Genomic DNA, 22,379 nt, shown 5'->3' on the forward strand with positions numbered 1-22,379 from the left:
AGTCACAACAAGGCAGGTCAGAGCCTTTCGATGATGGTGACGTTGGCGGTGCCGCCGCCCTCGCACATGGTCTGCAGCCCGTAGCGGCCGCCGGTGCGCTCCAGGGTGTTGAGCATCGTCGCGAACAGCTTGGCGCCGGTGGCGCCCAGCGGGTGCCCGAGCGCGATGGCGCCGCCGTTGGGGTTGACCTTCTCGGGGTCGGCCTTGGTCTCCTTGAGCCAGGCCTGCACCACCGGGGCGAACGCCTCGTTGATCTCGACGGTGTCGATGTCGTCGATCGTCAGGCCGGTCTTGTCCAGCGCATAGCGCGTCGCGGGGATCGGGCCGGTCAGCATGAAGACCGGATCGGCGCCGCGGGCGCTGATGTGGTGGATGCGGGCGCGCGGCTTGAGGCCATGGTCTTTGACCGCCTGCTCGGAGGCCAGCAGCACGGCGCTGGCGCCGTCGGAGATCTGGCTGGCCATCGCCGCGGTCAACCGGCCGCCCTCGACGAGGGTCTTCAGGCCGGCCATCTTCTCCAGCGAGGTGTCGCGGGGTCCTTCGTCGACGGCGAAACCGTCGACGTCGATGATCTCGTTCTCGAAGTGGCCCGCGCGGATCGCCGCCTGCGCCCGCTGGTGACTGGCCAGGGCGAACTGCTCCATGTCCTCGCGGCTGATGTCCCACTTCTCGGCGATCAGTTCGGCGCCGCGGAACTGGGAGATCTCCTGATCGCCGTACCGGTGCAGCCAGCTCTTCGATTCGTTTGTCGGAGAGGTGAATCCGAATTGTTCGGCGACGGTCATCGCGGAGCTGATCGGGATCTGGCTCATGTTCTGCATGCCACCGGCGACGATCAGGTCGGCGGTACCGGAGAGGATGGCCTGCGCGCCGAAGGAGATGGCCTGCTGGCTCGAGCCGCACTGGCGGTCGACGGTGACACCGGGCACCTCTTCGGGGTATCCCGCCGCCAGCCACGACAGTCGGGCAATGTTGCCGGCCTGCGGTCCGATCGCGTCGACACAGCCGGCGATGACGTCGTCGACCGCACCCGGGTCGACGTCGTTGCGGGCGAACAGACCGCGCCAGCCCGCCGCGCCGAGGTCGACGGGATGGACACCGGCCAGCGACCCGTTGCGCTTGCCGACCGCGGTCCGTACGGCGTCGATGACATACGCCTCAGCCATTGGTGCTCTCCTTGCTTGTTGGCCCGGCGGTTATCCCGCCGAGGACGATCGAAAGATACTGCTGGCCCACCTGTTGTGCGGTCAGCGGCCCGCCGGGCTGATACCAGCGGACGGAAACCCACGTGGTGTCCCGGATGAACCGGTACACCAGGTCGACGTCGACGTCGGGGCGGAAGTAGCCCTCCTCGATGCCTTGGGTGAGTACGTCGACCCACATCTTGCGCTGCTGCCTGTTGCGTTCGTCGACGTAGGAGAACCGCTCGTGCGACGACAGCCGCTTGGCCTCGTCCTGGTAGATCACGACTTCGGCGTGGCGGGTCTCGATCGCCTCGAACGACGCCATGAACAGCCCTTTGAGACGCTCCAGCGGATTGGACTGCGTGTCGATGATCTCCTGGTAGCGCGCGAAGAGCCAGTCCAGGAACCCGCGCAGCACCTCGTCGACCATCTCCTCCTTCGAGGAGAAGTGGTGGTAGAGGCTGCCCGAGAGGATCCCGGCCGAGTCGGCGATGTCGCGCACCGTGGTCGCGCGTAGCCCGCGCTCGGCGAACATCGCCGCGGCCAGGGCCAACAACTCGTCGCGCCGGGTGTTGGCGGCACTCATGGGTGCTGACTCGACACCGAGATCACCTCGCCGGTCAGGTAGCTGGAGTAGTCGCTGGCCAGGAACGCGATGGTGGCGGCGACCTCCCAGGGTTCGGCGGCGCGTCCGAACGCCTCACCTTCGGCCAACCTGTCGAGAAGGTCGGCGCTGCTGGTCTTCTCGAGGAACTTGTGTCGCGCGATGCTCGGCGAGACGGCGTTGATCCGCACCCCGTACTCGACGGCCTCGATCGCGCTGCAGCGGGTCAGCGCCATCACCCCGGCCTTGGCCGCCGCGTAGTGCGACTGCGAATGCTGGGCGCGCCAACCGAGCACGCTCGCGTTGTTGACGATGACGCCGCCGTGCGGTGCGTCGCGGAAATACCGCAGCGCGGCGCGGGTCGCGCGCATCACCGACGTCAGGGTCACGTTGAGCACGCGGTCCCATTCCTCGTCGGTCATGTCGACAACGGGTGTCTGCCCGCCCAATCCGGCGTTGTTCACCAGCACGTCCAAGCGTCCTGCGGCGGACACCGTTTCGGTGATCAGCGCGTCGACCGCCTCGGTGGAGGTGACGTCGCAGACCACCGCGTCGACCTTGCCGAGCCCGAGGGCGGCCAGTTCGTCCCGGGTCTCCCCGAGCCGGCGTTCGTGGTAGTCGGAGACGACGACGTCGGCGCCTTCGAGCAGCGCGCGGCGCGCGGTGGTCGACCCGATGCCGGTGCCGGCCGCGGCCGTGACGAGCACGACTTTGTCTTTGAGGAGGCCGTGACCCTCGATCTCCTGCGGTGCGACGGAAAGATCACTCACCCTTTGGCCTCCCGGGGCAGGCCGAGCACGCGCTCGGCGATGATGTTGCGCTGGATCTCGTTGGATCCGCCGTAGATGGTGTCAGAGCGCGAGAACAGGTACAGGCGCTGCCACTCGCTGAACTCACCGTCGGGCAGGGTCAGGCCGGCCATGCCCTGCACGTCCATCGCGATCTCGCCGAGTTCCCGGTGCCAGTTGGCCCACAGCAGCTTCGAGATGTTGTCCTGGCCGGGACGCTCGACATCCATGGTGGCCAGCGCGAACGACCGCATGGCCTTCAGGCCCGCCCAGGACCGGGTCAGTCGCTCGCGGATCAACGGGTCGTCGGCCGCGCCGGTGCGCTTGGCGAGCTCGACGAGGTTGGAATGTTCACGCGCATAACGGATCTGCTGGCCCAGCGTCGAAACCCCGCGCTCGAACGTGAGCGTGCCCATGGCCACCCGCCACCCGTCACCGGGTTCACCGACCACGAGGTCAACATCGGTGCGTGCGTCGTCGAAGAACACCTCGTTGAACTCGGAGTCGCCGGTGAGCTGGATGATCGGCCGGATCTCGACACCGGGCTGGTCCAGCGGGACCAACAGATAGGACAGGCCGGCGTGGCGCTTGGAGCCCTTCTCGGTGCGGGCGACGACGAAGCACCACTGCGCCCAGTGCGCCAGCGACGTCCAGACTTTCTGCCCGTTGATCACCCAGTGGTCGCCGTCCAGGGTCGCGGTGGTCGACACATTGGCGAGGTCGCTGCCGGCTCCAGGTTCGGAGTAGCCCTGTGACCACAACTCGGTGACGTCGAGGATCTTGGGCAGGAAGCGCTGCTGCTGTTCCGGTGTGCCGTAAGCGATCAGCGTGGGACCGAGCAGTTCCTCGCCGAGGTGGTTGACCTTGTCGGGGGCGTTGGCCTTCGCGTATTCCTCGTAGAACGCGACGCGGTGGGCGACCGACAGACCGCGGCCACCGTGCTCGACCGGCCACCCGAGACAGGTCAGTCCGGCGGCGGAAAGATGACGGTTCCACGCGAGGCGTTCCTCGAAGGCCTCGTGCTCGCGGCCCGGACCGCCCAGCCCCTTCAACGCCGCGTATTCGCCGACCAGATTCTCGGCGAGCCAGTCGCGGACCTCAGCCCTGAACTCCTGGACCTCTATCACCCCTGTAGGGTAGCCTACCAAGCACTTGCTTGGGTAGCCGATCCCTGAGGAGCCATCGATGACGATTCGCGCGCGGACCACCCCCGCGGTTCTCGACCGCGTCGCGCGCGAACTCCCCGACCACCCTGCGGTCGTGACCCCGTCGAAGACTCTCACCTACAACGAGTTGCGCGACGAGGTCCGCCGGGCCGCCGCGGCGATGATCGACCTCGGCGTCGAGCGCGGTGACCGGGTGGCCATCTGGTCACCGAACACGTGGCACTGGGTGGTCGCCTGCCTGGCCATCCACCAGGCCGGCGCAGTCCTCGTGCCGTTGAACACGCGCTACACCCCCAGCGAGGCGGCCGACATCCTCGCCCGCACCGAAGCGCCACTGTTGTTCGCATCGGGCGAGTTCCTCGGTGCCGACAAGGCCGCCGAGCTGCCCCGATCCGAGTTGCCCGCGCTGCGCCACGTGGTCCGCATCCCGATCGAGAAGGACGACGGCACCTGGGACGAGTTCATCGCGCGCGGAACAAATCTCGCTGCCCTCGACGAGCGCGTCGCCGCCGTCACCGAGGACGACGTCTCCGACATCCTGTTCACCTCCGGCACCACCGGCCGCAGCAAGGGGGTGCGCTGTGCGCACCGCCAGTCGCTCGACGCGTCGGCGGCCTGGGCCGAGTGCGGACAGGTCTCCAGTACCGACCGCTACCTGTGCATCAACCCGTTCTTCCACAATTTCGGTTACAAGGCCGGGATCCTCGCGTGTCTGCAGACCGGCGCAACGCTGTTCCCGGAGCTGACGTTCGATCCGGAGCGGACCATGCGGGCTGTCGAGGAACACCGCATCACGGTGCTGCCCGGTCCCCCGACGATCTACCAGACACTCCTGGATCATCCGAAACGCGGTGACTACGACCTGAGCTCACTGCGGTTCGCGGTCACAGGCGCCGCAACCATCCCGGTCGTACTGATCGAGCGGATGCAGAGCGAACTCGACATTGACATCGTCCTGACGGCTTACGGACTCACCGAGGCCGCGGGTTTCGGCACGATGTGCCGCGCCGACGATGACGCGGTCACCGTGGCCACCACCTCGGGCCGGCCGATCGCGGACTTCGAACTCCGCATCGGCGAGCATGGTGAAGTCCTGCTGCGCGGGCCCAACGTGATGCTCGGCTATCTCGACGATCCGGACGCCACCGCGGCTGCGATCGACGCGGACGGCTGGCTGCACACCGGCGACGTCGGCGAACTCGACGACGCCGGCAACCTGAAGATCACCGACCGGCTCAAGGACATGTACATCTGCGGCGGCTTCAACGTCTACCCTGCCGAGATCGAGCAGGTGCTCGCCCGCCTGGACGGGGTGGCCGAAGCCGCGGTGATCGGGGTCCCCGACGAACGACTGGGCGAGGTGGGTAAGGCGTTCGTGGTCACCCTGCCCGGTGCCGAACTGGGCGAACAGGCCGTGATCGACTACACGCGAGAGCATCTCGCGAACTTCAAGACCCCGCGGTCGGTCGAGTTCCTCGACGCGCTACCGCGCAATCCGGGCGGCAAGGTCGTCAAGCCGGTGCTGCGCCAACACAGTGAAAGGGCCTGACTGTTGGACCTGACCTTCGACGACGCCACGCGCGAGTTCCAGGCTGAGGTGCGTGAGTTCCTCGCCGCGAACCGCGACGCGTTCCCGACCAAGTCGTATGACACGCAAGAGGGCTTCGAGCAGCACCGCCGCTGGGACAAGGTGCTTTTCGATGCCGGCCTGTCGGTGATCACGTGGCCCGAGAAGTACGGCGGCCGTGACGCCTCGCTGCTGCAGTGGATCGTCTACGAGGAGGAGTACTTCCGCGCCGGCGCTCCGGGACGGGCCAGCGCCAACGGCACCTCGATGCTGGCGCCGACGCTGTTCGCCCACGGCACCGAGGAGCAGCTCGACCGCATCCTGCCCAAGATGGCCAGCGGCGAAGAGATCTGGGCCCAAGCATGGTCGGAGCCCGAGTCCGGCAGCGACCTGGCCTCGCTGCGGTCGACGGCGACCAAGACCAACGGCGGTTGGCTGCTCAACGGGCAGAAGATCTGGAGTTCGCGCGCGGTGTTCGGCGAGCGTGCGTTCGGATTGTTCCGCTCCGACCCAGAGGCCCAGCGTCACAAGGGTCTGACCTATTTCATGTTCGACCTCAAGGCCGACGGTGTGACGGTACGCCCGATCGCCCAGCTGGGTGGGGACACCGGGTTCGGGGAGATCTTCCTCGACGACGTGTTCGTCCCCGACCAGGACGTGATCGGGGGTGTGCACGACGGCTGGCGTGCAGCGATGAGCACGTCGAGCAACGAACGCGGCATGTCGCTACGCAGTCCGGCGCGGTTCCTGGCCCCGGCGGAACGTCTTGTCGCACAGTGGAAGGACAACCCCGACCCCGCATTCACCGACCGGGTCGCCGACGCCTGGATCAAGGCACAGGCCTACCGGCTGCACACGTTCGGCACGGTCACCCGCGTCGCAGGCGGCGGCGAGCTGGGCGCCGAGTCGTCGATCACCAAGGTGTTCTGGTCCGAGCTCGACGTCGCCCTGCACCAGACGGCCCTGGATCTGCGCGCCGCCGACGGTGAGCTGGTCGATGCGGTGACCGACGGTCTGCTGTTCGCACTCGGCGGGCCGATCTACGCCGGCACCAACGAGATCCAGCGCAACATCATCGCCGAACGGCTCCTGGGCCTGCCCCGAAAGTAGACGAACGTGAACTTTGAGATCGACGAACAGCAGCGCGATTTCGCGGCCAGCATCGATGCTGCGCTGGGTGCGGCGGACGTGCCCGCCGCGGTGCGCGCCTGGGGCGACGGTGACACGTCGCCGGGTCGCAAGGTGTGGGCGCAGCTGACCGAGTTGGGTGTGCCGGCGCTGATGGTGCCGGAGAAGTTCGACGGCATCGACGCCCACCCGGTGGACCTGGTCGTGGCGTTGGAGCGGCTCGGCAAGTGGAACGTGCCGGGTCCCGTCGCCGAATCGATCGCCGTGGCACCGGTCTTGCTGACCGAGGACGAGCGCAGCGCCGCGCTGGCCGCTGGGGAGCTGATCGCGACGGTGGCCGCGCCGCCGCTGGTGCCGCGGGCGGTCAACGCCGACGCCGCGGGCCTGGTCCTGCTGGCCGCCGACGACTCGGTCAGCGAGGCGACCACCGGTACCGAGCACGAATCGGTCGATCCGAGTCGAAGGCTGTTCGAGGTCACCGCCTCCGGTGATGCGTGGGACGCCGACGTGCAGCGCGCCTTCGAATTCGGTGCGCTGGCGACATCGGCGCTGCTGGTGGGTGCGGCCCAGGCGATGCTCGACGCATCGGTGGAGTACGCCAAGCAGCGCAGCCAGTTCGGCACCGTGATCGGCACCTACCAGGCCATCAAGCACAAGCTGGCCGATGTGTTGATCGCCGTCGAGTTGGCTCGGCCGCTGGTCTACGGCGCGGCGTTGTCGCTGGCCGACGGGTCGGCCGACACGGCGCGCGATGTCAGCGCCGCGAAGGTGGCCGCGGCCGATGCCGCGCTGCTGGCCGCACGCTCGTCGCTGCAGACCCACGGCGCGATCGGCTTCACCCAGGAGCACGACCTGTCGCTGCTGCTGCTGCGTGTGCAGGCCTTACGTCCTGCGTGGGGCGATCCGACATGGCATCGCCGGCGAGTGTTGGAGGCACTGACCAAATGAGCGAAGAACGAGACCTGTTGCGCGACACCGTCGCCGCACTGGTCGAGAAGCACGCCTCGCCGGAGGCGGTCCGCGCCGCGGCCGCGTCGGAGCGCGGATACGACGAGTCCCTGTGGACGATGCTGTGCGAACAGGTCGGCGCGGCAGCGCTGGTGGTTCCCGAGGAGCTCGGCGGAGCCGGCGGCGAGCTGGCCGACGCGGCGGTGGTCCTCGAGGAGCTCGGCAAAGCCCTGGTGCCCACCCCGTTGCTGGGCACCACGCTCGCCGAGCTGGCACTGCTGTCGGTCGACGAACCGGACACCGACACACTCGAGTCGCTGGCCGAGGGGACCGCCATCGGCACGGTCGTCTTCGATCCCGGCTACGTGCTCAACGGGAACGTGGCCGACGTCGTGATCGCCGCCGACGGTGAGAACTTGACGCGCTGGTCCTCGTTCACCGTCACCCCTGCGGTGGCGATGGACGTCACCCGGCCGTTGGCCGCGCTCGAGTCCACCGAGACGGTGCCCTTGGGCGCCGACCCCGGTCTGGCCGACACCGCGGCAATCCTGTTGGCTGCCGAGCAGATCGGCGCCGCCACCCGCTGCCTCGACCTGACGGTGCAGTACACCAAGGATCGCGTGCAGTTCGGTCGGCCGATCGGCAGTTTCCAGGCTCTCAAGCATCGGATGGCCGATCTCTACGTCGCGGTGCAGTCCGCCAAGGCCGTCGTCGACGAGGCGGTCGCCGAACCGTCGTCGACATCGGCTGCGTTGGCCCGGCTGGCAGCCAGCGAGGCCTTCAGCAAGGTCGCCGCAGAGGCGGTGCAGATGCACGGCGGTATCGCGATCACCTGGGAGAGCGACATCCAGTTGTACTTCAAGCGGGCACACGGCAGTGCCCAGTTGCTCGGACCACCGCGTGAGCAGCTTCGCCGCCTCGAACCCGAGGTGTTCTAGCCTGGCGGGGTGACCCCTTCGCTGCGCTCCGGCATCCCGCCGTTTTACGTCATGGACGTGTGGTTGGCCGCCGCCGAACGGCAGCGCAGCCACGGCGACCTGGTCAACCTGTCGGCTGGGCAGCCGAGCGCGGGTGCGCCGTCGGCGGTGCGGGACGCCGCCGCCGCCGCGCTGCAACGCAACCAGCTCGGCTACACCGTCGCGCTCGGTATCCCCGAGCTGCGGGAGGCCATCGCCGGTTCCTACGCCGCACGCCACGGACTGTCGGTCGACCGCGACGACGTCGTCGTTACCACCGGTTCCTCGGGCGGCTTCCTGCTGGCGTTCCTGGCGTGCTTCGACGCCGGTGACCGCGTCGCGATCGCCAGTCCCGGCTACCCGTGTTACCGCAACATTCTGACCGCACTCGGTTGCGAAGTGGTCGAGCTGCCCTGCGGCCCCGAGACCCGATTCCAGCCGACGCTGCAGATGCTGCGCGACATCGATCCACCGGTGGCGGGCGTCATCGTGGCCAGCCCGGCCAACCCCACAGGAACCGTGATCCCGCCGGAGGAACTCGCGGCGATCGCGTCGTGGTGCGCGTCGACCGGCGTGCGGTTGATCAGCGACGAGGTCTACCACGGCCTGGTCTATCCGGGTGCGCCCGCCACCAGTTGCGCGTGGGAGACCTCACGGGATGCCGTGGTGGCCAACAGCTTCTCGAAGTACTTCGCGATGACGGGATGGCGGCTGGGCTGGCTGCTGGTGCCCGACGAACTCAAACGCGCGGTGGATCGACTGACCGGCAATTTCACGATCTGTCCGCCCGTGTTGCCGCAGTTGGCTGCCGTTTCGGCGTTCACCCCCGAATCCATCGCCGAGGCGGAGTCGCTGCTCGACGGGTACGCGTCGAACCGGACCATGTTGCTCGACGGACTACGCGCCCTCGGTATCGATCGGCTGGCTCCCACCGACGGCGCGTTCTACGTGTATGCCGACGTGTCGCATCTGACCACCGACTCGCTGGCGTTCTGTTCGAAGCTGCTCGACGACACCGGCGTGGCGATCGCGCCGGGCGTCGATTTCGACCCCGTGCGCGGCGGAGCGTTCGTCCGATTGTCCTTTGCCGGTCCACCGTCGGACCTCGAGGAGGCCCTGCGCCGCATCGGAGAATGGTTGCCCTGACATGACATTCGTCGCGGGAGTCGATTCGTCGACGCAGTCGTGCAAGGTCGTCGTCTGCGATGCCGACACCGGCAGGATCGTGCGGTCCGCGTCGACACCCCACCCGGGCGGCACCGAGGTGGACCCGCAGCACTGGTGGGACGCGCTGCAGGCCACCGTCACGGCCGCAGGTGGACTCGACGATGTGTCGGCGATGTCCGTGGGCGCTCAACAGCACGGGATGGTGTGTCTGGGCAGCTCCGGCATGCCGGTCCGAGATGCGTTGCTGTGGAACGATACTCGATCCGCCGATGCCGCCGTGCAGTTGGTGGACGAACTGGGCGGTCCGGATGCGTGGGCGCAGCGGGTCGGTGTCGTACCGGTGGCGGCGGTCACCGCGACCAAGCTGCGCTGGCTCGCCGACCACGAGCCACAGCACGCCGACGCGACCGCGCTGGTGTGCCTGCCGCACGACTGGCTGACCTGGCGGTTGAGCGGATCGTCGGACCTCGCCGACGTACGCACCGACCGCAGCGACGCCAGCGGCACCGGTTACTTCAGCGCGTCCACCGACAGTTACCAGCCGGACCTGTTGGAGCTTGCGATGCGCGGTCGGACACCGGCGGTGCCTCCGGTGCTGGGTCCGCGCGAGGTGGCGGGCACGACCTCCGGCGGCGCGCTCCTCGGGCCGGGTGCCGGTGACAATGCCGCTGCCGCACTGGGTTTGAACGCCTCCTCGGGGGACTGCGTGGTGTCGTTGGGGACCTCGGGCGTGGTCAGTGCCGTGAGCCCGGTGGGGGCGCAGGATCCCGACGGCATCGTCGCCGGGTTCGCCGACGCGACCGGGCAGCACCTGCCGCTGGTGTGCACGCTCAACGGCGCACCGGTCCTGGCCGCTGCCGCACAGATGCTGCAGGTGGATTTCGCCGAGTTCGACCGACTGGCCCTGTCGGCACCCGCGGGCGCCGAAGGGCTGGTGCTGGTGCCCTATCTCGAGGGCGAGCGGTCCCCCAACCTGCCCGCGGCGACCGGAGCTCTGCACGGAATCACCACACGAAACCTGAACGCCGCCAACATCGCCCGGGCCGCGGTCGAAGGTCTGCTCAGTTCGATGGCGTATTGTCTCGACCGGATTCGGGACCAGGGGGTCCAGACGCAGCGCATCATGCTGATCGGCGGCGCCGCGCGGTCGGAGGCGGTGCGGCGGATCGCGCCCGCGGTATTGGGCACGACGGTGCACGTACCGGCGCCGGCCGAGTACGTCGCGCTGGGTGCCGCACGGCAGGCTGCCTGGGTGTTGTCGGGTGCCGATGATGCGCCGGCCTGGTCCACACAGGAGGTGACGCGCTACGACGCCGACGCGACGCCGTGGGTGCGCGAGCAGTACCAGGCAGCGGAGCCACTGACCTTTCGGTAGCGGACTTGTCGGTGGCGCTGAGTACTGTCGGTTATGTGTTCGAAACTTTGTTCGATATTTCTGACGCGGCGTCGGAGGCGCAGTTGCGGTCGGTCGTCGAGGAGTGCGAGCGGCTGAAATCGGTCGCTGCTGCCGCGCAGGCGCGGGCCACGGCGTTGTGGGCGGCCAAGCGGGCTGCCAGCGAGGAAGCCGACGGGATCCCGAAAGCCCGGCGGGGTAAGGGGTTCGCGTCGGAGGTGGCGTTGGCCCGCCACGAGGCTCCGGTGCGTGGCGGCCAGCACCTCGGGTTCGCGCGAGCGTTGGTCCACGAGATGCCGCACACGTTGGCGGCGTTGGAGTCCGGCGTGCTGAGCGAGTGGCGGGCGACGTTGATCGTGCGGGAGTCGGCATGTCTGAGCGTCGAGCACCGCCGCCAACTCGATCTCGAGTTATGCGCTGATCCGTCCCGGCTGATCGGGTGGGGTGATGCGCGGGTGGCCGCCGAGGCCAAGCGGATCACCGCGCGCCTGGACGCCGCCGCGGTCGTCGAGCGTGGGCGCCGGGCGGTCCAGGATGCGGGGGTGTGGGTGCGGCCGGTGTCCGACACCATGGCCCAGGTGACCGTGCGGTTGCCGATGTCCCAGAGCGTGGCCCTCTTCGCGGCCTGTAAGCGCGCCGCCGACATGACCTTCGACGAGCGCCCGCGTGGGCGGGTGATGGCCGAGACGGTCTATGAGCGGGTCATCGGCCGACCCGCCGAGACGCCGGTGCCGATCGCGCTGAACCTGGTGATGGCCGACACCACCCTGGCCGGTGACGACGACGAACTGGGCTGGCTCGATGGGTACGGGCCGGTGCCGGCCGGGTTCTGTCGCGCCCTGGTCGGAGATGCTGCGCTGGACGCCGACACGAAAGCCACGTTGCGGCGGCTGTATCGCCATCCCGATTCCGGGCAGCTGGTCGCGATGGAATCCAAGGCCCGGATCTTTCCGAAAGGCTTGGCGGCGCTGCTGCAACGGCGGGATCAGACCTGCCGCACCCCATACTGCAACGCCCCGATCCGCCACCACGACCACGCCACACCTGCCCGCGACGGCGGGGCCACCAGCGCGACCAACGGGCTCGGCAAGTGCGAGGCCTGCAACTACGCCAAGGAAGCGCCCGGCTGGCAGGTCACCACCGAGGACACCGACGGACAGCACGCAGCGACCTACCGAACACCCACCGGCGCGGTCTACCAGTCCATCGCCCCACCACTACCCGGCCCACCGGTCCGAAGACGGATCAGCCTGATGGAAGGCCGACTCAGTGTCGACCTGGTTACGTTCGACGCTGCGTGACGTACCAGTCGAGCAGCGCGGGGTCGTCGACGGCGCTGCGTTCGACGACTTTGGCGGCGTCGCGGCCCTGGAACAGCTTCTTGATGGGGACCTCGAGCTTCTTGCCGGTGCGGGTGTGGGGAATGCCTGGCGCAACGATGATCTCGTCCGGGACGTGGCGCGGCGAGACCTCAGTGCGGATGGTGTTGTTGATCTTGTCGCGGACCGCGTCGGTGAGCTCGGTGCCGTCGGCGAGGACGACGAACAACGGCATCCAGTAGCCGCCGTCGGGTTGCTCGGCGCCGATCACGAGGGCTTCGGCCACCTCGGGCAGCCGTTCCACGGCTTGGTAGATGTCGGCGCTACCCATCCGGATGCCGTGCCGGTTCAGCGTCGAGTCGGATCGTCCGTGCACGATGATGCTGCCGTGGTTGGTGACGGTGATCCAGTCACCGTGGCGCCACACTCCGGGATAGGTGTCGAAATACGCGTCGTGGTAACGGGTCCCGTCGGGGTCGTTCCAGAAGGCCACCGGCATCGAGGGCAGCGGTTTGGTGACGACGAGTTCGCCGACCTCTCCGATCACGGGTTCGCCGGACTCGTCCCATGCCGCGAGCGCGACACCCAGGTACGGCGCCGAGAGTTCACCGGGCCACACGGGCACCGTGGGCACACCGCCGATGAACGCCGACACCACGTCGGTGCCACCGCTGATGGACGCGACGTGGACACCGACATGGTCACGCAGCCACAGCGACGATGCCGGCGGCAACGAGGACCCGGTGATCCCGACCGAGCGCAGCGCCGAGAGGTCGTGGGTCTCGCGGGGGTGTGCGTCGGCCTTGATGCATCCGAGGACATAGCCGGGGCTGGTGCCCAGCACGGTCGCCCGGACGCGAGCGGCGATCTCCCACAACGAGTCCGGCTTCGGTGCGTTCGGGCTGCCGTCGTAGCAGACGATCGTGGCGCCCACCAGCAGCCCGGCGACCTGGAAGTTCCACATCATCCAGCTGGGACTGGTGTACCAGAAGAAGGTGTCGGAGGCGCCGATGTCCGACTGCAGCGCAATGGCCTTGAGGTGCTCGACCACCACGCCCCCGTGGCCGTGCATGATGCCTTTCGGCAACCCCGTGGTGCCCGACGAGAACAGGATCCACAGCGGGTGGTCGAACGGCACGGCCAGCGGGGACAGCGCGGCATCGGTGGTGTCGGCCAGACCGTCGAGACCGAAGCTCGCCTGCAGTGTCGGCAGCCCGGCCCGCAGCTCCTCGACGTCGGCTCGCTTGTCCCGGTGCTTCCCCGCGAAGTAGTAGCCGTCGGCGGCCACGAGCACCTTGGGTTCGAGTTGACCGAGCCGGTCCAGCGCGGCCTTGGCGGAATAATCCTGGCCACACGCACTCCACACCGCGCCCAAACTTGCGGTGGCCAGGAACGCGATGATCGCCTCGGGAATGTTGGGCAGGTAGCCGACCACGCGATCGCCGGGCTCGACACCGGCCGCGCGCAGCTTGTCGGCGAAGGCCGCTGTGCGGCCCAACAGTTCGGACCAGCTCACCTCGCGGTCGGCACGATCCTCGCTGACGCTGATGATCGCGGGACGGTCGGTGCGTGCGTTCCGCAGGACCTGGTCGACGTAGTTCAGTGTCGTGCCCGGGAACCATTGCGCACCCGGCATCGTCGCGCCGGAGAGCACGGTGTCTCCGCGTTCACCGAGATCGAAGTAGTCCCACAGGGCCGCCCAGAACCCGTCCAGGTCGTCGACCGACCACTGCCACAGCGCCCGATAATCGTCGAAGGTCACGTCGGTGCGCTTCTCCACGAAGCGGGCGAAATCGGTGATGCGGGCTCGGGCGATGTCGTCGTCGGTGGGGGTCCACTGCGGGGCGTCGCTCACTTGGCGCTCCACCCGCCGTCCATCGTGTACGACGCTCCGGTCACCATTCCCGCGTGCGGCGATGCCAGCCAACCCACCAACGCCCCTACCTCCTCCGGTTCCACGAGCCGTTTGACGGCGCTCTCCTTGAGAAGAATCTCGGTGAGCACCTCTTCCTCGGGGATGTTATGCGTTCGCGCCTGATCGGCGATCTGCTTGGTCACCAGTGGCGTACGGACATAGCCCGGGTTCACGCAGTTGCTTGTCACGCCGCGCGGCCCACCTTCCAGGGCGGTGACCTTCGACAGCCCTTCGAGTGCGTGCTTGGCCGTGACGTAGGCGGACTTGAACGGTGAGGCCCGCAGTCCGTGCACCGAGGAGATGTTGATGATCCGACCGAACTCGCCGCGGTACATGTGCGGCAGCGCCGCGCGGATCAACAGGAACGGCGCCTCGACCATCAGTGCCAGCATGGCGCGGAACTTCTCCGGCGGGAACTCGTGGATCGGGTTCACGCTCTGGATGCCTGCGTTGTTGACCAGGATGTCGACGTCGAGGCGCAGCTCCTCGAGGGCTTTGACGTCGAGAAGGTCCAGACCCCAGGCGGTTCCGCCGATCTCGTGGGCCACGTTCTGCGCACCGGCTTCGTCGACGTCGGCGACCGTCACCGCGGCCCCGCGCGCGGCGAGCTCGCGTGCACACGCCGCGCCGATCCCGCCCGCACCGCCGGTGACCAGCGCGGTGCGGCCGGCCAGCTCGGTCATGTGAGGCCGGCCTTGGCCAGTTGTTCGCGGTCGGCCTCGTCGAGGTTGTGCAGGTCCAGCCCGTTGGTCTCGCGGGTGAACCACGCGGCGATCAGCGTGATCACCGACGCGCCGGCGAGGTAGACCGCGATCGGCACCCAGGTGCCGAACCGGTCGAGCAGCCAGGTCGCGATGGCCGGCGCCAGCGAACCGGCGACGATCGAGGTGACCTGATAGCCCAGCGACACACCGGAATACCGCATCCGCGTCGGGAACATCTCCGCCATGATGGCCGGCTGCGGGGCGTACATCAGGGCGTGGATGACCAGCCCCAGGATGACGGCGCCCATGATCATCAGGTAGCTGCCGGTATTCATCATCGGGAACGCGAAGAAGCCCCACGTGATGGCCAGGATCGCGCCCGCCATGTAAACCGGGCGCCGGCCGTACCGGTCGGCGAGGCGACCCACCTGCGGGACCACCACGAAGTGCACGGCGTGGGCGGCCAACAGGTACCAGAGGATGTCACTGGTGTCGGTGCCGACGTGAGTCTTGAGGTAGACGATGGAGAACGTGACGACGAGGTAGTACATGATGTTCTCCGCGAAGCGCAGCCCCATCGCGGTGAAAACACCACGCGGGTAACGCCGCAACACCTCGACCACGCCGTAGGACACCGACTTGACCCGCTCGACCTCCTCCTGAGCGGCCACGAAGATCGGCGCGTCAGTGACCTTGGTGCGGATGTAGTAGCCGATGAGCACGACCACCGCCGACAGCCAGAACGCCACCCGCCAGCCCCACGACATGAACGCCGCCTCGGGCAGCACACCGGTGAGCACGAGCAGCACGACGGTGGCGAGCATGTTCCCGACCGGCACCGCGGCCTGCGGCCAGCTGGCCCAGAAAGCGCGGTCCTTGCTGGGGCTGTGCTCGGCGACCAGCAGCACCGCGCCGCCCCATTCCCCGCCGACCGCGAACCCCTGCATGAAGCGCAACGCGACCAGCAGGATCGGCGCCCACACCCCGATCTGCTCATAGGTCGGCAGGCAACCCATCAGGAACGTGACGGCGCCGACCAGCAGAATCGCGAACTGCAGCAACTTCTTTCGGCCGTACTTGTCGCCGAAGTGGCCGAAGACGATGCCGCCCAAGGGCCGGGCGACGAAACCGACGGCGTAGGTCAGCAGCGCCGCGATCAGACCGGCGGCCTCACTGGTGCCCTCGGCGAAGAACACCTTGTTGAACACCAGCGTCGCGGCGGTCGCGTACAGGAAGAACTCGTACCACTCGACGACGGTGCCGGCCATCGACGCGACCACCACGCGCTTGAGACCGGTTGCGACACCGGATTGTTGCGTGCTCATCGCCCACCCTCCCTTTGTGATGCCCACCACAAACTGCCAGTGAGTATTCATGCAGCTACCCCGAACCTGCAATGCCCAAAACCGCAGCAGCCATCTGCAAAAATGCAGATATGGCCTCCCCCATCCGCCGCCCGAGCGCCGACGACCTGCTGGTCCTGTTGGCGGTCGGCCGAACCGGCCGTTACACCACGGCGGCCGACGAACTGGGGCTCAACCACACGACGATCAGCCGTCGGATCGCCGCACTGGAACGGGCCATGGGCGGCCGCGTGCTCGCGCGCGTCGGCGGCGGCTGGGAACTGACCGACCTCGGCCGCGAAGCACTCGCCGCGGCCGAGGCCGTCGAGACCGCAGTGCGTTCCCTGGCCACCGATACGGCAGGTCAGCGGGCGTTGGAGGGCGTGGTGCGCATCTCGGCGACCGACGGGTTCTCGGCCTACATCGCCGCGCCCGCGGCAGCCGCCGTGCAGCGCGACCATCCGAAGGTCGCCGTCGAGCTCGTGGCCACCACCCGCCGGGCCACCCAGCAGCGCTCCGGAATGGACATCGAGGTGGTGGTCGGGGAACCGAAGGTGCATCGGGCCGAGGCGCTGCGACTGGCGGACTACTGCCTGGGCCTGTACGGATCGCGCGAATATCTCGCCGAGCACGGCCGACCGGACGCCATCACCGATCTGCAGCGGTTCCCGCTGGTGTACTTCATCGACTCGATGCTGCAGGTCGACGACCTGGACCTGGCGACCAGCTTCGCCCCGGCCATGCGGGAGTCGGTGACCTCGACCAACGTCTTCGTCCACGTCGAGGCCACCCGCGCCTCCGCCGGCCTGGGTCTGCTGCCGTGCTTCATGGCCGACCGGCATCCCGACCTGGTGCGGGTGCTTCCCGACGCGGTGTCGATCCGGCTGACGTACTGGCTGGTGACGCGACCGGAGACGCTGCGGCGCCCGGAGGTCGCGGCGGTCGTCGACGCGATCCGGGCCCGGGTCCGCGACCAGCGCGACGTGCTGCTGGGAAACCGCTGAGCGGGTTGTCCACAGGGGTTATCCCCAGTGTGGATGAATCACATCGTTGTCATTCACACCTCAGTGCACGCCTTCCATGTGCCGGCTGATCCACGGCGACATCAACAGCACCGCCACTCCGGTGAGCACGGTGAACCCACCGAGCACTCCGAAGTAGGCGACCTCCCGGTCCGGGTCGTACCAGGCGGCCAGGACGCCCGACATCGAGGTCCCGATGCCCACCGAGAAGAAGTACAGCGCCATCATCTGCGCGCGGAACGCCTCGGGAGCAAGCTTCGTGGTGACCGAGAGGCCGATCGGCGACAGCAACAATTCCGATGTCGCGAACACCCCGAGGATCGCCAGAACGAGAAGTGCGGGTACGGCATCGATCCCGGCCAGCGGGACGAAGCACAAGAATGCCAGCCCCATCCCGACCACACCGTAGGAGAACTTGCGTGGGGTGGTCGGGGCCCGGTCGCCCAACCGCGTCCACATCAGGGCAAACAGCGGTGACAGCACGATGATCCATATGGGCTCGATCGAACCGATCCAGTTCGACGGCGCGATCCAGCCGAAGATCGACCAGTTCATCCGTTCGTCGGAGTAGACGGCCAGCACCGTGAAGATCTGCTGGAACAGCGACCAGAAGACCGCGTTCGCGACGAACAACGGGATGAACGCGCGCACCCGGGCCCGCTCCGGCGCGGTGACCTTCCCCGAGCGCAGCAGGACGGTGAAGTAGCCGACCGAGGCGACGATGATCACCGCTGTGGTGACCTGCGACAGGTTCTCCAACGTCACCAGCCGCAGGCCGATCACCGCGGCGACGACGACCACGACCAGCGCACCGACACCGACGGCCTTGTTGACCGCACTGCGTGGCAGTGGGTTGGGCACCGCGGCGCCGTGGCCGCCGAGGTTGCGCCGGAACATCACGTACTGGATCAACCCGAGCGCCATACCGACCGCCGCCGCGCCGAACCCGAAGTGAAAGCCGAGGCTGGTCTGCAACAGCCCCGTCAGCAGCGGCCCGACGAACGCACCCAGGTTGATGCCGAGGTAGAACAACGTGAATCCACCGTCGGCACGCGCGTCACCTTTGGCGTACAGGGTCCCGAGCAGCGACGATGCGTTCGCTTTCAGCGCTCCTGAGCCCAGCGCGACCAAGACCAGACCCGCGCCGACCCCGGCCAGTCCGGGCAGCACCGCCAGCGCGATGTGGCCCAGCATGACGACGACCCCGCCGTAGAAGACGGTGCGTTCCATGCCGAGGAGACGGTCGGCGACCCACGCGCCGAGCACCGTCGACAGGTACACCAGGCCGCCGTACGCGCCGACGATGCCGGTGGCCGTGCTCTGTGCCAGACCCAGTCCGCCGTCGACGGTCGAGTAGTACAGGTAGTAGCCGAGGATCGTCAGCATCCCGTAGAACGAGAACCGCTCCCAGAGTTCGACCCCGAAGAGGTTGGTCAGCCCGATCGGGTGACCGAAAACCGTCCGGGTCGGTTTGTCCTCACCGATCGTCATCGCGCTGGACTACCCGGCTGCCGGTTGCTACAACCAGGTGTCCTCGCGGGCCACCGTCAGGAAGGCCTCCAGGTCGTTGCGCCAATCGGCCGGGGTGTTCTTCTCCGGCTCGATGCCGGTGTACTGGCCCTGGTAGAACAGCAGCGGCCGCGGCTTCTTGTCCGATATCTGCGACAGCGAGTGCACCGCGCCGAACACCACGAAGTGGTCGCCGCCGTCGTGCACGGATGCCACTGTGCAGTCGAGATGGGCCAGGCTGCCCTCGATGATCGGCGAGCCGAGTTCCGAGCGGTGCCAGTCGATGCCGGCGAACTTGTCGGGTTCCCGCGACCCGAAGCGCGCCGAGACGTGCTGCTGGTCCTCGTGCAGGATGTTCACGCAGAACCGTCCCGCCGCCTCGATGGCCTGCCACGACCGCGACTGCTTGGTCGGACAGAACAGCACCAGGGGCGGGTCCAGCGACAGCGCCGCGAACGACTGGCAGGCGAAGCCGACCGGGGCATCGTCACTGATCGTCGTGATCACCGTGATGCCGGTGCAGAACTGCCCCAGCACATTGCGGAAAGTGCGCGGATCGATCGACGGGGTGCCCACAGCCGCTAGCTCTTGAAGCCCACGCTGAAGTCGTGACCCCACAGCGAAACCGCCGTGCTCTCCCGGGCAACCCAGTTGTCGTCGTCGACTTCGAGCCCCTCACAACCGAACTCGATGTCGAAGCCGCCTGGCGTCTTCATGTAGAAGGACAGCATCTTGTCGTTGACATGACGCCCCAGGGTCGCGGCCATCTTGACGTTGCGCCGCAGCGCACGGTCCAGGCACAACCCGACGTCATCGGAGTTCTCCACCTCGACCATGAGATGCACGATGCCGCTCGGGGTTTCGCCCGGCATGAACGCCAGGCTGTGATGGCGCGGGTTCACCCCGAGGAAGCGCAGCCACGCCGGGGCGCCGTCGGCGGGCCGGCCGACCAGCTGCGGCGGCAGTCGCATCGAGTCGCGCAGGCTGAAGCCCAGTACGTCGCGGTAGAAGTGCAGTGTCTCGGTGTCGTCGCGGGTGGTCAGCACCACGTGGCCCAGACCCTGCTCCTCGGTGACGAACTTGTGTCCGTACGGGCTGACCACGCGCCGGTGTTCGAGGGCGACGCCGTGGAACACCTCCAGCACGTTGCCCGACGGGTCGTCGAAGACGATCATCTCGTCGACGCGACGCTCGGCCAGCTCGGCAGCGGTGGCTTCCTTGTACGGGGTGCCGTGCACGTCGAGGCTGTTGCGGATCTCCTGCAGCGCAGCGGCGTTGGCGGTCTCCCAGCCCGAGCTGATCAGCCGGTCCCGCTCTCCGGGCACGATCACCAGGCGCGCCGGGAACTCGTCCATCCGCAGATAGAGCGCGCCGTCGGTGTCGCCTTTCCCTTCCACCATCCCGAGCACCTTGAGCCCGTACTCGCGCCACGCCGCGACGTCGGTGGCCTCGATGCGCAGGTAGCCCAGTGATCGGATGGTCATGGTCATCCCTCCAGAAGGAAGTCTGTGGTCAGCTTGTTGAACTCGTCGAACTTCTCCAGCTGTGCCCAGTGTCCGCACTGGCCGAAGACGTGCAACTGCACGCGGGGAATCTGCTTGAGCGCCACCAGCGCGCCGTCGAGCGGGTTCACCCGGTCCTCGCGGCCCCAGATCAGCAGCACCCGCTGGCGCAGCTTGTAGACATCCCGCCACATCATGCCGAGCTCGAAGTCCGCACCGGCGAACGACTTTCCCATCGCCTTGGTCGCGGCCAGCGACTCGGGCGTGCTGGCGATCCGGAAGCGCTCCTCGACCAGTTCCGGTGTGATCAGGCTCTGGTCCCAGACCATGATGCGCAGGAACTTCTCGATGTTCTCCCGCGTGGGCTCGGCGGCGAACTTGCCGAGCAGCTTGACCCCTTCGGTGGGGTCCGGTGAGAACAGGTTTACGCTGAGCCCGCCGGGACCCATCAGCACCAGGCGACCCGCGCGCTTCGGGTTGTCCAGCGCGAACCGCACCGCGGTGCCGCCGCCCAGTGAATTACCCACCAGCGCAGCGCGTTCGATGCCGAGATGATCGAACAGATTCAGCAGCGCGGTGGCGCTGTAGCGGTTGTACTGCTCGTGCTCGGTGTGCTTGTCGGAGTGCCCGTAGCCCGGCTGGTCGACGGCCAGGACGTGGAAGTGCTGGGCCAGCACCGGAATGTTGCGGCTGAAGTTCGACCAGCTGGACGCGCCCGGCCCGCCGCCGTGCAGCAGCACGACGGTCTGCGAGTTCCCGACGCCGGCCTCGTGGTAGTGCAGCCGCATGTCTTCACGCACCTGCGCATAGCGCGAAGTCGACTCGAACGTGATCTCGACCTGCTGCTCGGTCTCCTGGATGTAGGACGTCATACCATCGTGTCCTGCGGAGGCAGCCCGAACGCGTCGTTGCCGAAGATCAGGTAGGCCCGCTCCGGCTCGTTGGCCGCGTGCACGCGGCCCGCATGGGCGTCCCGCCAGAACCGCTGCACGGGCTGGTCCAGCCCCAGCGCGGTGGCGCCGGACGCCTCGAACAGCAAATCGATCGACGCGATCGCGCGCGCCGTGGCACGCACCTGGTCGCGGCGCGCTGCGGCGCGCAGCGAGAACGGGATCTCCTTGCCGGCCTGCAGCAGCTCGTACTCGTCGCGGACGTTGCCGATCAGCTGCCGCCAGCCGGCGTCGATGTCACTGGCCGCCTCGGCGATCCGGATCTTGGCGAAGGGATCATCTTTGGACTTCTCCCCCGCGAACGCCGCGCGCACCCGCTTGCCCTGGTGTTCGACGTGAGCGGCGTACGCGCCGTAGGCCATTCCCATGATGGGTGCGCTGATGGTGGTGGGATGCATGGTGCCCCACGGCATCTTGTAGACCGGCGCCGTGTTGTTCTCGTAACCTCCGGCGGTACCGTCGTTCATCGCCCGGTAGGACAAAAACCGGTGCCGGGGGACGAACACGTCCTTGACCACGACGGTGTTGCTGCCGGTGGCCTTCAGGCCCACCACGTTCCACACGTCGTCGATGGTGTACTCGGTGCGCGGGATCAGGAAGCTGCCGAAGTCGACCGGCTTGCCGTCCTTGATCACCGGGCCGCCCAGGAAGGCCCAGGTGGCGTGATCACAACCCGACGACCACTGCCAGGCGCCGCTGACCAGGTAACCGCCGTCGACGACGTGACCGGCACCCATCGGGGCGTACGACGAGGACACCCGCACCGTCGGGTCGCTGCCCCACACGTCGTCCTGCGCCTGCTGGTCGAACAAGGCCAGGTGCCAGTTGTGCACGCCGATGATCGAAGCGACCCATCCGGTGGAACCACAGGCGCTGGCGATCCGCCGGACGGCTTCGTAGAACAGGCTCGGATCGCACTGCAGGCCGCCCCACTGCTCGGGCTGCAGCAGCTTGAAAAAGCCGACCTCGTCAAGCTCGGCCACGGTCTCGTCGGGCAGACGGCGCAAGTCCTCGGCGGCTTGTGAGCGTTCGGCGATCCGCGGCAGCAGGTCGTCGATACCGGCGAGAACCGACTGCGCGTCGCGCTGTTGAATGGACGTCACTGATGTGCCTCCCGAGGCGTGCGAAGTAACGTATAAGAGATTAGAACACGTTACGATTCATGTCGAGTAGCAGTGCAGTTTAGCTTCTGTACCTGCAGACATGCGTTTCTG

The 22,379-nt window shown here is 67.8% G+C and carries 20 protein-coding genes; 8 read left to right on the forward strand and 12 right to left on the reverse strand.

All coding sequences use genetic code 11. The features are described from left to right. Positions 1–17 precede the first annotated feature (17 nt). The 4 genes from fadA6 to ipdE1 are packed head-to-tail and all read right to left on the reverse strand — an operon-like array spanning position 18 to position 3,703. A complete protein-coding gene (gene fadA6 / locus ACAG25_RS12030) occupies positions 18–1,166 on the reverse strand; it encodes a steroid 3-ketoacyl-CoA thiolase FadA6 (RefSeq protein ID WP_370488670.1) in 1,149 nt (382 codons plus the stop codon). Then, positions 1,159–1,770: a TetR family transcriptional regulator KstR2 gene (gene kstR2 / locus ACAG25_RS12035; RefSeq protein ID WP_370488671.1), complete on the reverse strand. Its 612-nt coding sequence runs from the start codon at positions 1,768–1,770 to the stop codon at positions 1,159–1,161. The genes fadA6 and kstR2 overlap by 8 nt, the downstream gene beginning before the upstream one ends. Beyond that, the gene (gene ipdF / locus ACAG25_RS12040; protein ID WP_370488672.1) at positions 1,767–2,558 is read right to left on the reverse strand and encodes a (5R,7aS)-5-hydroxy-7a-methyl-1-oxo-2,3,5,6,7,7a-hexahydro-1H-indene-carboxyl-CoA reductase; all 792 of its coding nucleotides are present in this window, start codon (positions 2,556–2,558) and stop codon (positions 1,767–1,769) included. The genes kstR2 and ipdF overlap by 4 nt, the downstream gene beginning before the upstream one ends. After that, entirely contained in the window at positions 2,555–3,703 is a 1,149-nt protein-coding gene (ipdE1, locus tag ACAG25_RS12045; protein WP_370488673.1) for an acyl-CoA dehydrogenase IpdE1, read from the reverse strand. Before ipdE1 ends, ipdF begins: the two co-directional genes overlap by 4 nt. A gap of 58 nt (positions 3,704–3,761) precedes the next feature. Between ipdE1 and fadD3 the strand changes: the two genes are divergently transcribed. Genes fadD3 through ACAG25_RS12080 form a run of 7 tightly spaced genes read left to right on the forward strand, consistent with a single transcriptional unit; the run spans position 3,762 to position 12,202 of the window. After that, a complete protein-coding gene (gene fadD3, locus ACAG25_RS12050; RefSeq protein WP_370488674.1) occupies positions 3,762–5,291 on the forward strand; it encodes a 3-((3aS,4S,7aS)-7a-methyl-1,5-dioxo-octahydro-1H-inden-4-yl)propanoate--CoA ligase FadD3 in 1,530 nt (509 codons plus the stop codon). 3 nt (positions 5,292–5,294) lie between these two features. Beyond that, positions 5,295–6,419 (forward strand): acyl-CoA dehydrogenase family protein, encoded by a 1,125-nt coding sequence (locus ACAG25_RS12055; RefSeq protein ID WP_370488675.1) that lies wholly within the window; start codon positions 5,295–5,297, stop codon positions 6,417–6,419. 6 nt (positions 6,420–6,425) lie between these two features. After that, on the forward strand, positions 6,426–7,385 hold the full coding sequence (locus ACAG25_RS12060) for an acyl-CoA dehydrogenase family protein (RefSeq protein ID WP_370488676.1): 960 nt from the start codon (positions 6,426–6,428) through the stop codon (positions 7,383–7,385). Beyond that, positions 7,382–8,323 (forward strand): acyl-CoA dehydrogenase family protein, encoded by a 942-nt coding sequence (locus tag ACAG25_RS12065; protein WP_370488677.1) that lies wholly within the window; start codon positions 7,382–7,384, stop codon positions 8,321–8,323. The genes ACAG25_RS12060 and ACAG25_RS12065 overlap by 4 nt, the downstream gene beginning before the upstream one ends. Before the next feature lie 51 nt (positions 8,324–8,374). Beyond that, positions 8,375–9,487, forward strand: coding sequence for a pyridoxal phosphate-dependent aminotransferase (locus ACAG25_RS12070; RefSeq protein WP_370488753.1), 1,113 nt, complete (start codon positions 8,375–8,377; stop codon positions 9,485–9,487). Between the two features lies 1 nt (position 9,488). Continuing rightward, positions 9,489–10,883 carry a xylulokinase gene (locus tag ACAG25_RS12075; protein WP_370488678.1) on the forward strand — a complete coding sequence of 465 codons (1,395 nt, stop codon included), beginning with the start codon at positions 9,489–9,491 and terminating at the stop codon, positions 10,881–10,883. Between the two features lie 35 nt (positions 10,884–10,918). Then, the gene (locus tag ACAG25_RS12080; protein ID WP_370488679.1) at positions 10,919–12,202 is read left to right on the forward strand and encodes an HNH endonuclease; all 1,284 of its coding nucleotides are present in this window, start codon (positions 10,919–10,921) and stop codon (positions 12,200–12,202) included. Here the strand turns inward: ACAG25_RS12080 and ACAG25_RS12085 are convergent. The 3 genes from ACAG25_RS12085 to ACAG25_RS12095 are packed head-to-tail and all read right to left on the reverse strand — an operon-like array spanning position 12,183 to position 16,164. Next, a complete protein-coding gene (locus ACAG25_RS12085) occupies positions 12,183–14,075 on the reverse strand; it encodes an acetoacetate--CoA ligase (RefSeq protein ID WP_370488680.1) in 1,893 nt (630 codons plus the stop codon). The two genes, ACAG25_RS12080 and ACAG25_RS12085, sit on opposite strands and share 20 nt — an antisense overlap. Further along, the gene (locus ACAG25_RS12090; RefSeq protein WP_370488681.1) at positions 14,072–14,818 is read right to left on the reverse strand and encodes a 3-hydroxybutyrate dehydrogenase; all 747 of its coding nucleotides are present in this window, start codon (positions 14,816–14,818) and stop codon (positions 14,072–14,074) included. The genes ACAG25_RS12085 and ACAG25_RS12090 overlap by 4 nt, the downstream gene beginning before the upstream one ends. Beyond that, positions 14,815–16,164 carry an MFS transporter gene (locus ACAG25_RS12095; protein WP_370488682.1) on the reverse strand — a complete coding sequence of 450 codons (1,350 nt, stop codon included), beginning with the start codon at positions 16,162–16,164 and terminating at the stop codon, positions 14,815–14,817. The genes ACAG25_RS12090 and ACAG25_RS12095 overlap by 4 nt, the downstream gene beginning before the upstream one ends. A 110-nt stretch (positions 16,165–16,274) precedes the next feature. Here ACAG25_RS12095 and ACAG25_RS12100 point away from each other — a divergent pair, with 110 nt between their 5' ends. Next, the gene (locus tag ACAG25_RS12100; RefSeq protein WP_370488683.1) at positions 16,275–17,186 is read left to right on the forward strand and encodes a LysR family transcriptional regulator; all 912 of its coding nucleotides are present in this window, start codon (positions 16,275–16,277) and stop codon (positions 17,184–17,186) included. Positions 17,187–17,246: 60 nt separating this feature from the next. On the opposite strand, the gene ACAG25_RS12105 is transcribed toward ACAG25_RS12100, so the two are convergent. Genes ACAG25_RS12105 through hsaA form a run of 5 tightly spaced genes read right to left on the reverse strand, consistent with a single transcriptional unit; the run spans position 17,247 to position 22,268 of the window. After that, positions 17,247–18,695 carry a peptide MFS transporter gene (locus ACAG25_RS12105; RefSeq protein WP_370488684.1) on the reverse strand — a complete coding sequence of 483 codons (1,449 nt, stop codon included), beginning with the start codon at positions 18,693–18,695 and terminating at the stop codon, positions 17,247–17,249. A gap of 27 nt (positions 18,696–18,722) precedes the next feature. Next, positions 18,723–19,289, reverse strand: coding sequence for a 3-hydroxy-9,10-secoandrosta-1,3,5(10)-triene-9,17-dione monooxygenase reductase subunit (hsaB, locus tag ACAG25_RS12110; RefSeq protein WP_370488685.1), 567 nt, complete (start codon positions 19,287–19,289; stop codon positions 18,723–18,725). 5 nt (positions 19,290–19,294) lie between these two features. Next, positions 19,295–20,197, reverse strand: coding sequence for an iron-dependent extradiol dioxygenase HsaC (hsaC, locus tag ACAG25_RS12115; RefSeq protein WP_370488686.1), 903 nt, complete (start codon positions 20,195–20,197; stop codon positions 19,295–19,297). A gap of 2 nt (positions 20,198–20,199) precedes the next feature. Continuing rightward, complete coding sequence (gene hsaD, locus ACAG25_RS12120) at positions 20,200–21,087, reverse strand: 4,5:9,10-diseco-3-hydroxy-5,9,17-trioxoandrosta-1(10),2-diene-4-oate hydrolase (protein ID WP_370488687.1); 888 nt, start codon at positions 21,085–21,087, stop codon at positions 20,200–20,202. Continuing rightward, positions 21,084–22,268, reverse strand: coding sequence for a 3-hydroxy-9,10-secoandrosta-1,3,5(10)-triene-9,17-dione monooxygenase oxygenase subunit (gene hsaA, locus ACAG25_RS12125; RefSeq protein ID WP_370488688.1), 1,185 nt, complete (start codon positions 22,266–22,268; stop codon positions 21,084–21,086). The genes hsaD and hsaA overlap by 4 nt, the downstream gene beginning before the upstream one ends. Positions 22,269–22,379: the final 111 nt, after the last annotated feature.

Origin of the sequence: Mycobacterium sp. pV006, assembly GCF_041287115.1 — a bacterium.
Taxonomy (GTDB): domain Bacteria; phylum Actinomycetota; class Actinomycetes; order Mycobacteriales; family Mycobacteriaceae; genus Mycobacterium.

Excerpts from the sequence above, each read along its gene's own strand:
- fadA6 (WP_370488670.1), bottom strand. The coding sequence starts at position 1,166 with ATGGCTGAGGCGTATGTCATCGACGCCGTACGGACCGCGGTCGGCAAG.
- kstR2 (WP_370488671.1), bottom strand. The coding sequence starts at position 1,770 with ATGAGTGCCGCCAACACCCGGCGCGACGAGTTGTTGGCCCTGGCCGCG.
- fadD3 (WP_370488674.1), top strand. The coding sequence starts at position 3,762 with ATGACGATTCGCGCGCGGACCACCCCCGCGGTTCTCGACCGCGTCGCG.
- ACAG25_RS12065 (WP_370488677.1), top strand. The coding sequence starts at position 7,382 with ATGAGCGAAGAACGAGACCTGTTGCGCGACACCGTCGCCGCACTGGTC.
- ACAG25_RS12070 (WP_370488753.1), top strand. The coding sequence starts at position 8,375 with ATGGACGTGTGGTTGGCCGCCGCCGAACGGCAGCGCAGCCACGGCGAC.
- ACAG25_RS12075 (WP_370488678.1), top strand. The coding sequence starts at position 9,489 with ATGACATTCGTCGCGGGAGTCGATTCGTCGACGCAGTCGTGCAAGGTC.
- ACAG25_RS12090 (WP_370488681.1), bottom strand. The coding sequence starts at position 14,818 with ATGACCGAGCTGGCCGGCCGCACCGCGCTGGTCACCGGCGGTGCGGGC.
- ACAG25_RS12095 (WP_370488682.1), bottom strand. The coding sequence starts at position 16,164 with ATGAGCACGCAACAATCCGGTGTCGCAACCGGTCTCAAGCGCGTGGTG.
- ACAG25_RS12100 (WP_370488683.1), top strand. The coding sequence starts at position 16,275 with ATGGCCTCCCCCATCCGCCGCCCGAGCGCCGACGACCTGCTGGTCCTG.
- ACAG25_RS12105 (WP_370488684.1), bottom strand. The coding sequence starts at position 18,695 with ATGACGATCGGTGAGGACAAACCGACCCGGACGGTTTTCGGTCACCCG.
- hsaC (WP_370488686.1), bottom strand. The coding sequence starts at position 20,197 with ATGACCATCCGATCACTGGGCTACCTGCGCATCGAGGCCACCGACGTC.
- hsaD (WP_370488687.1), bottom strand. The coding sequence starts at position 21,087 with ATGACGTCCTACATCCAGGAGACCGAGCAGCAGGTCGAGATCACGTTC.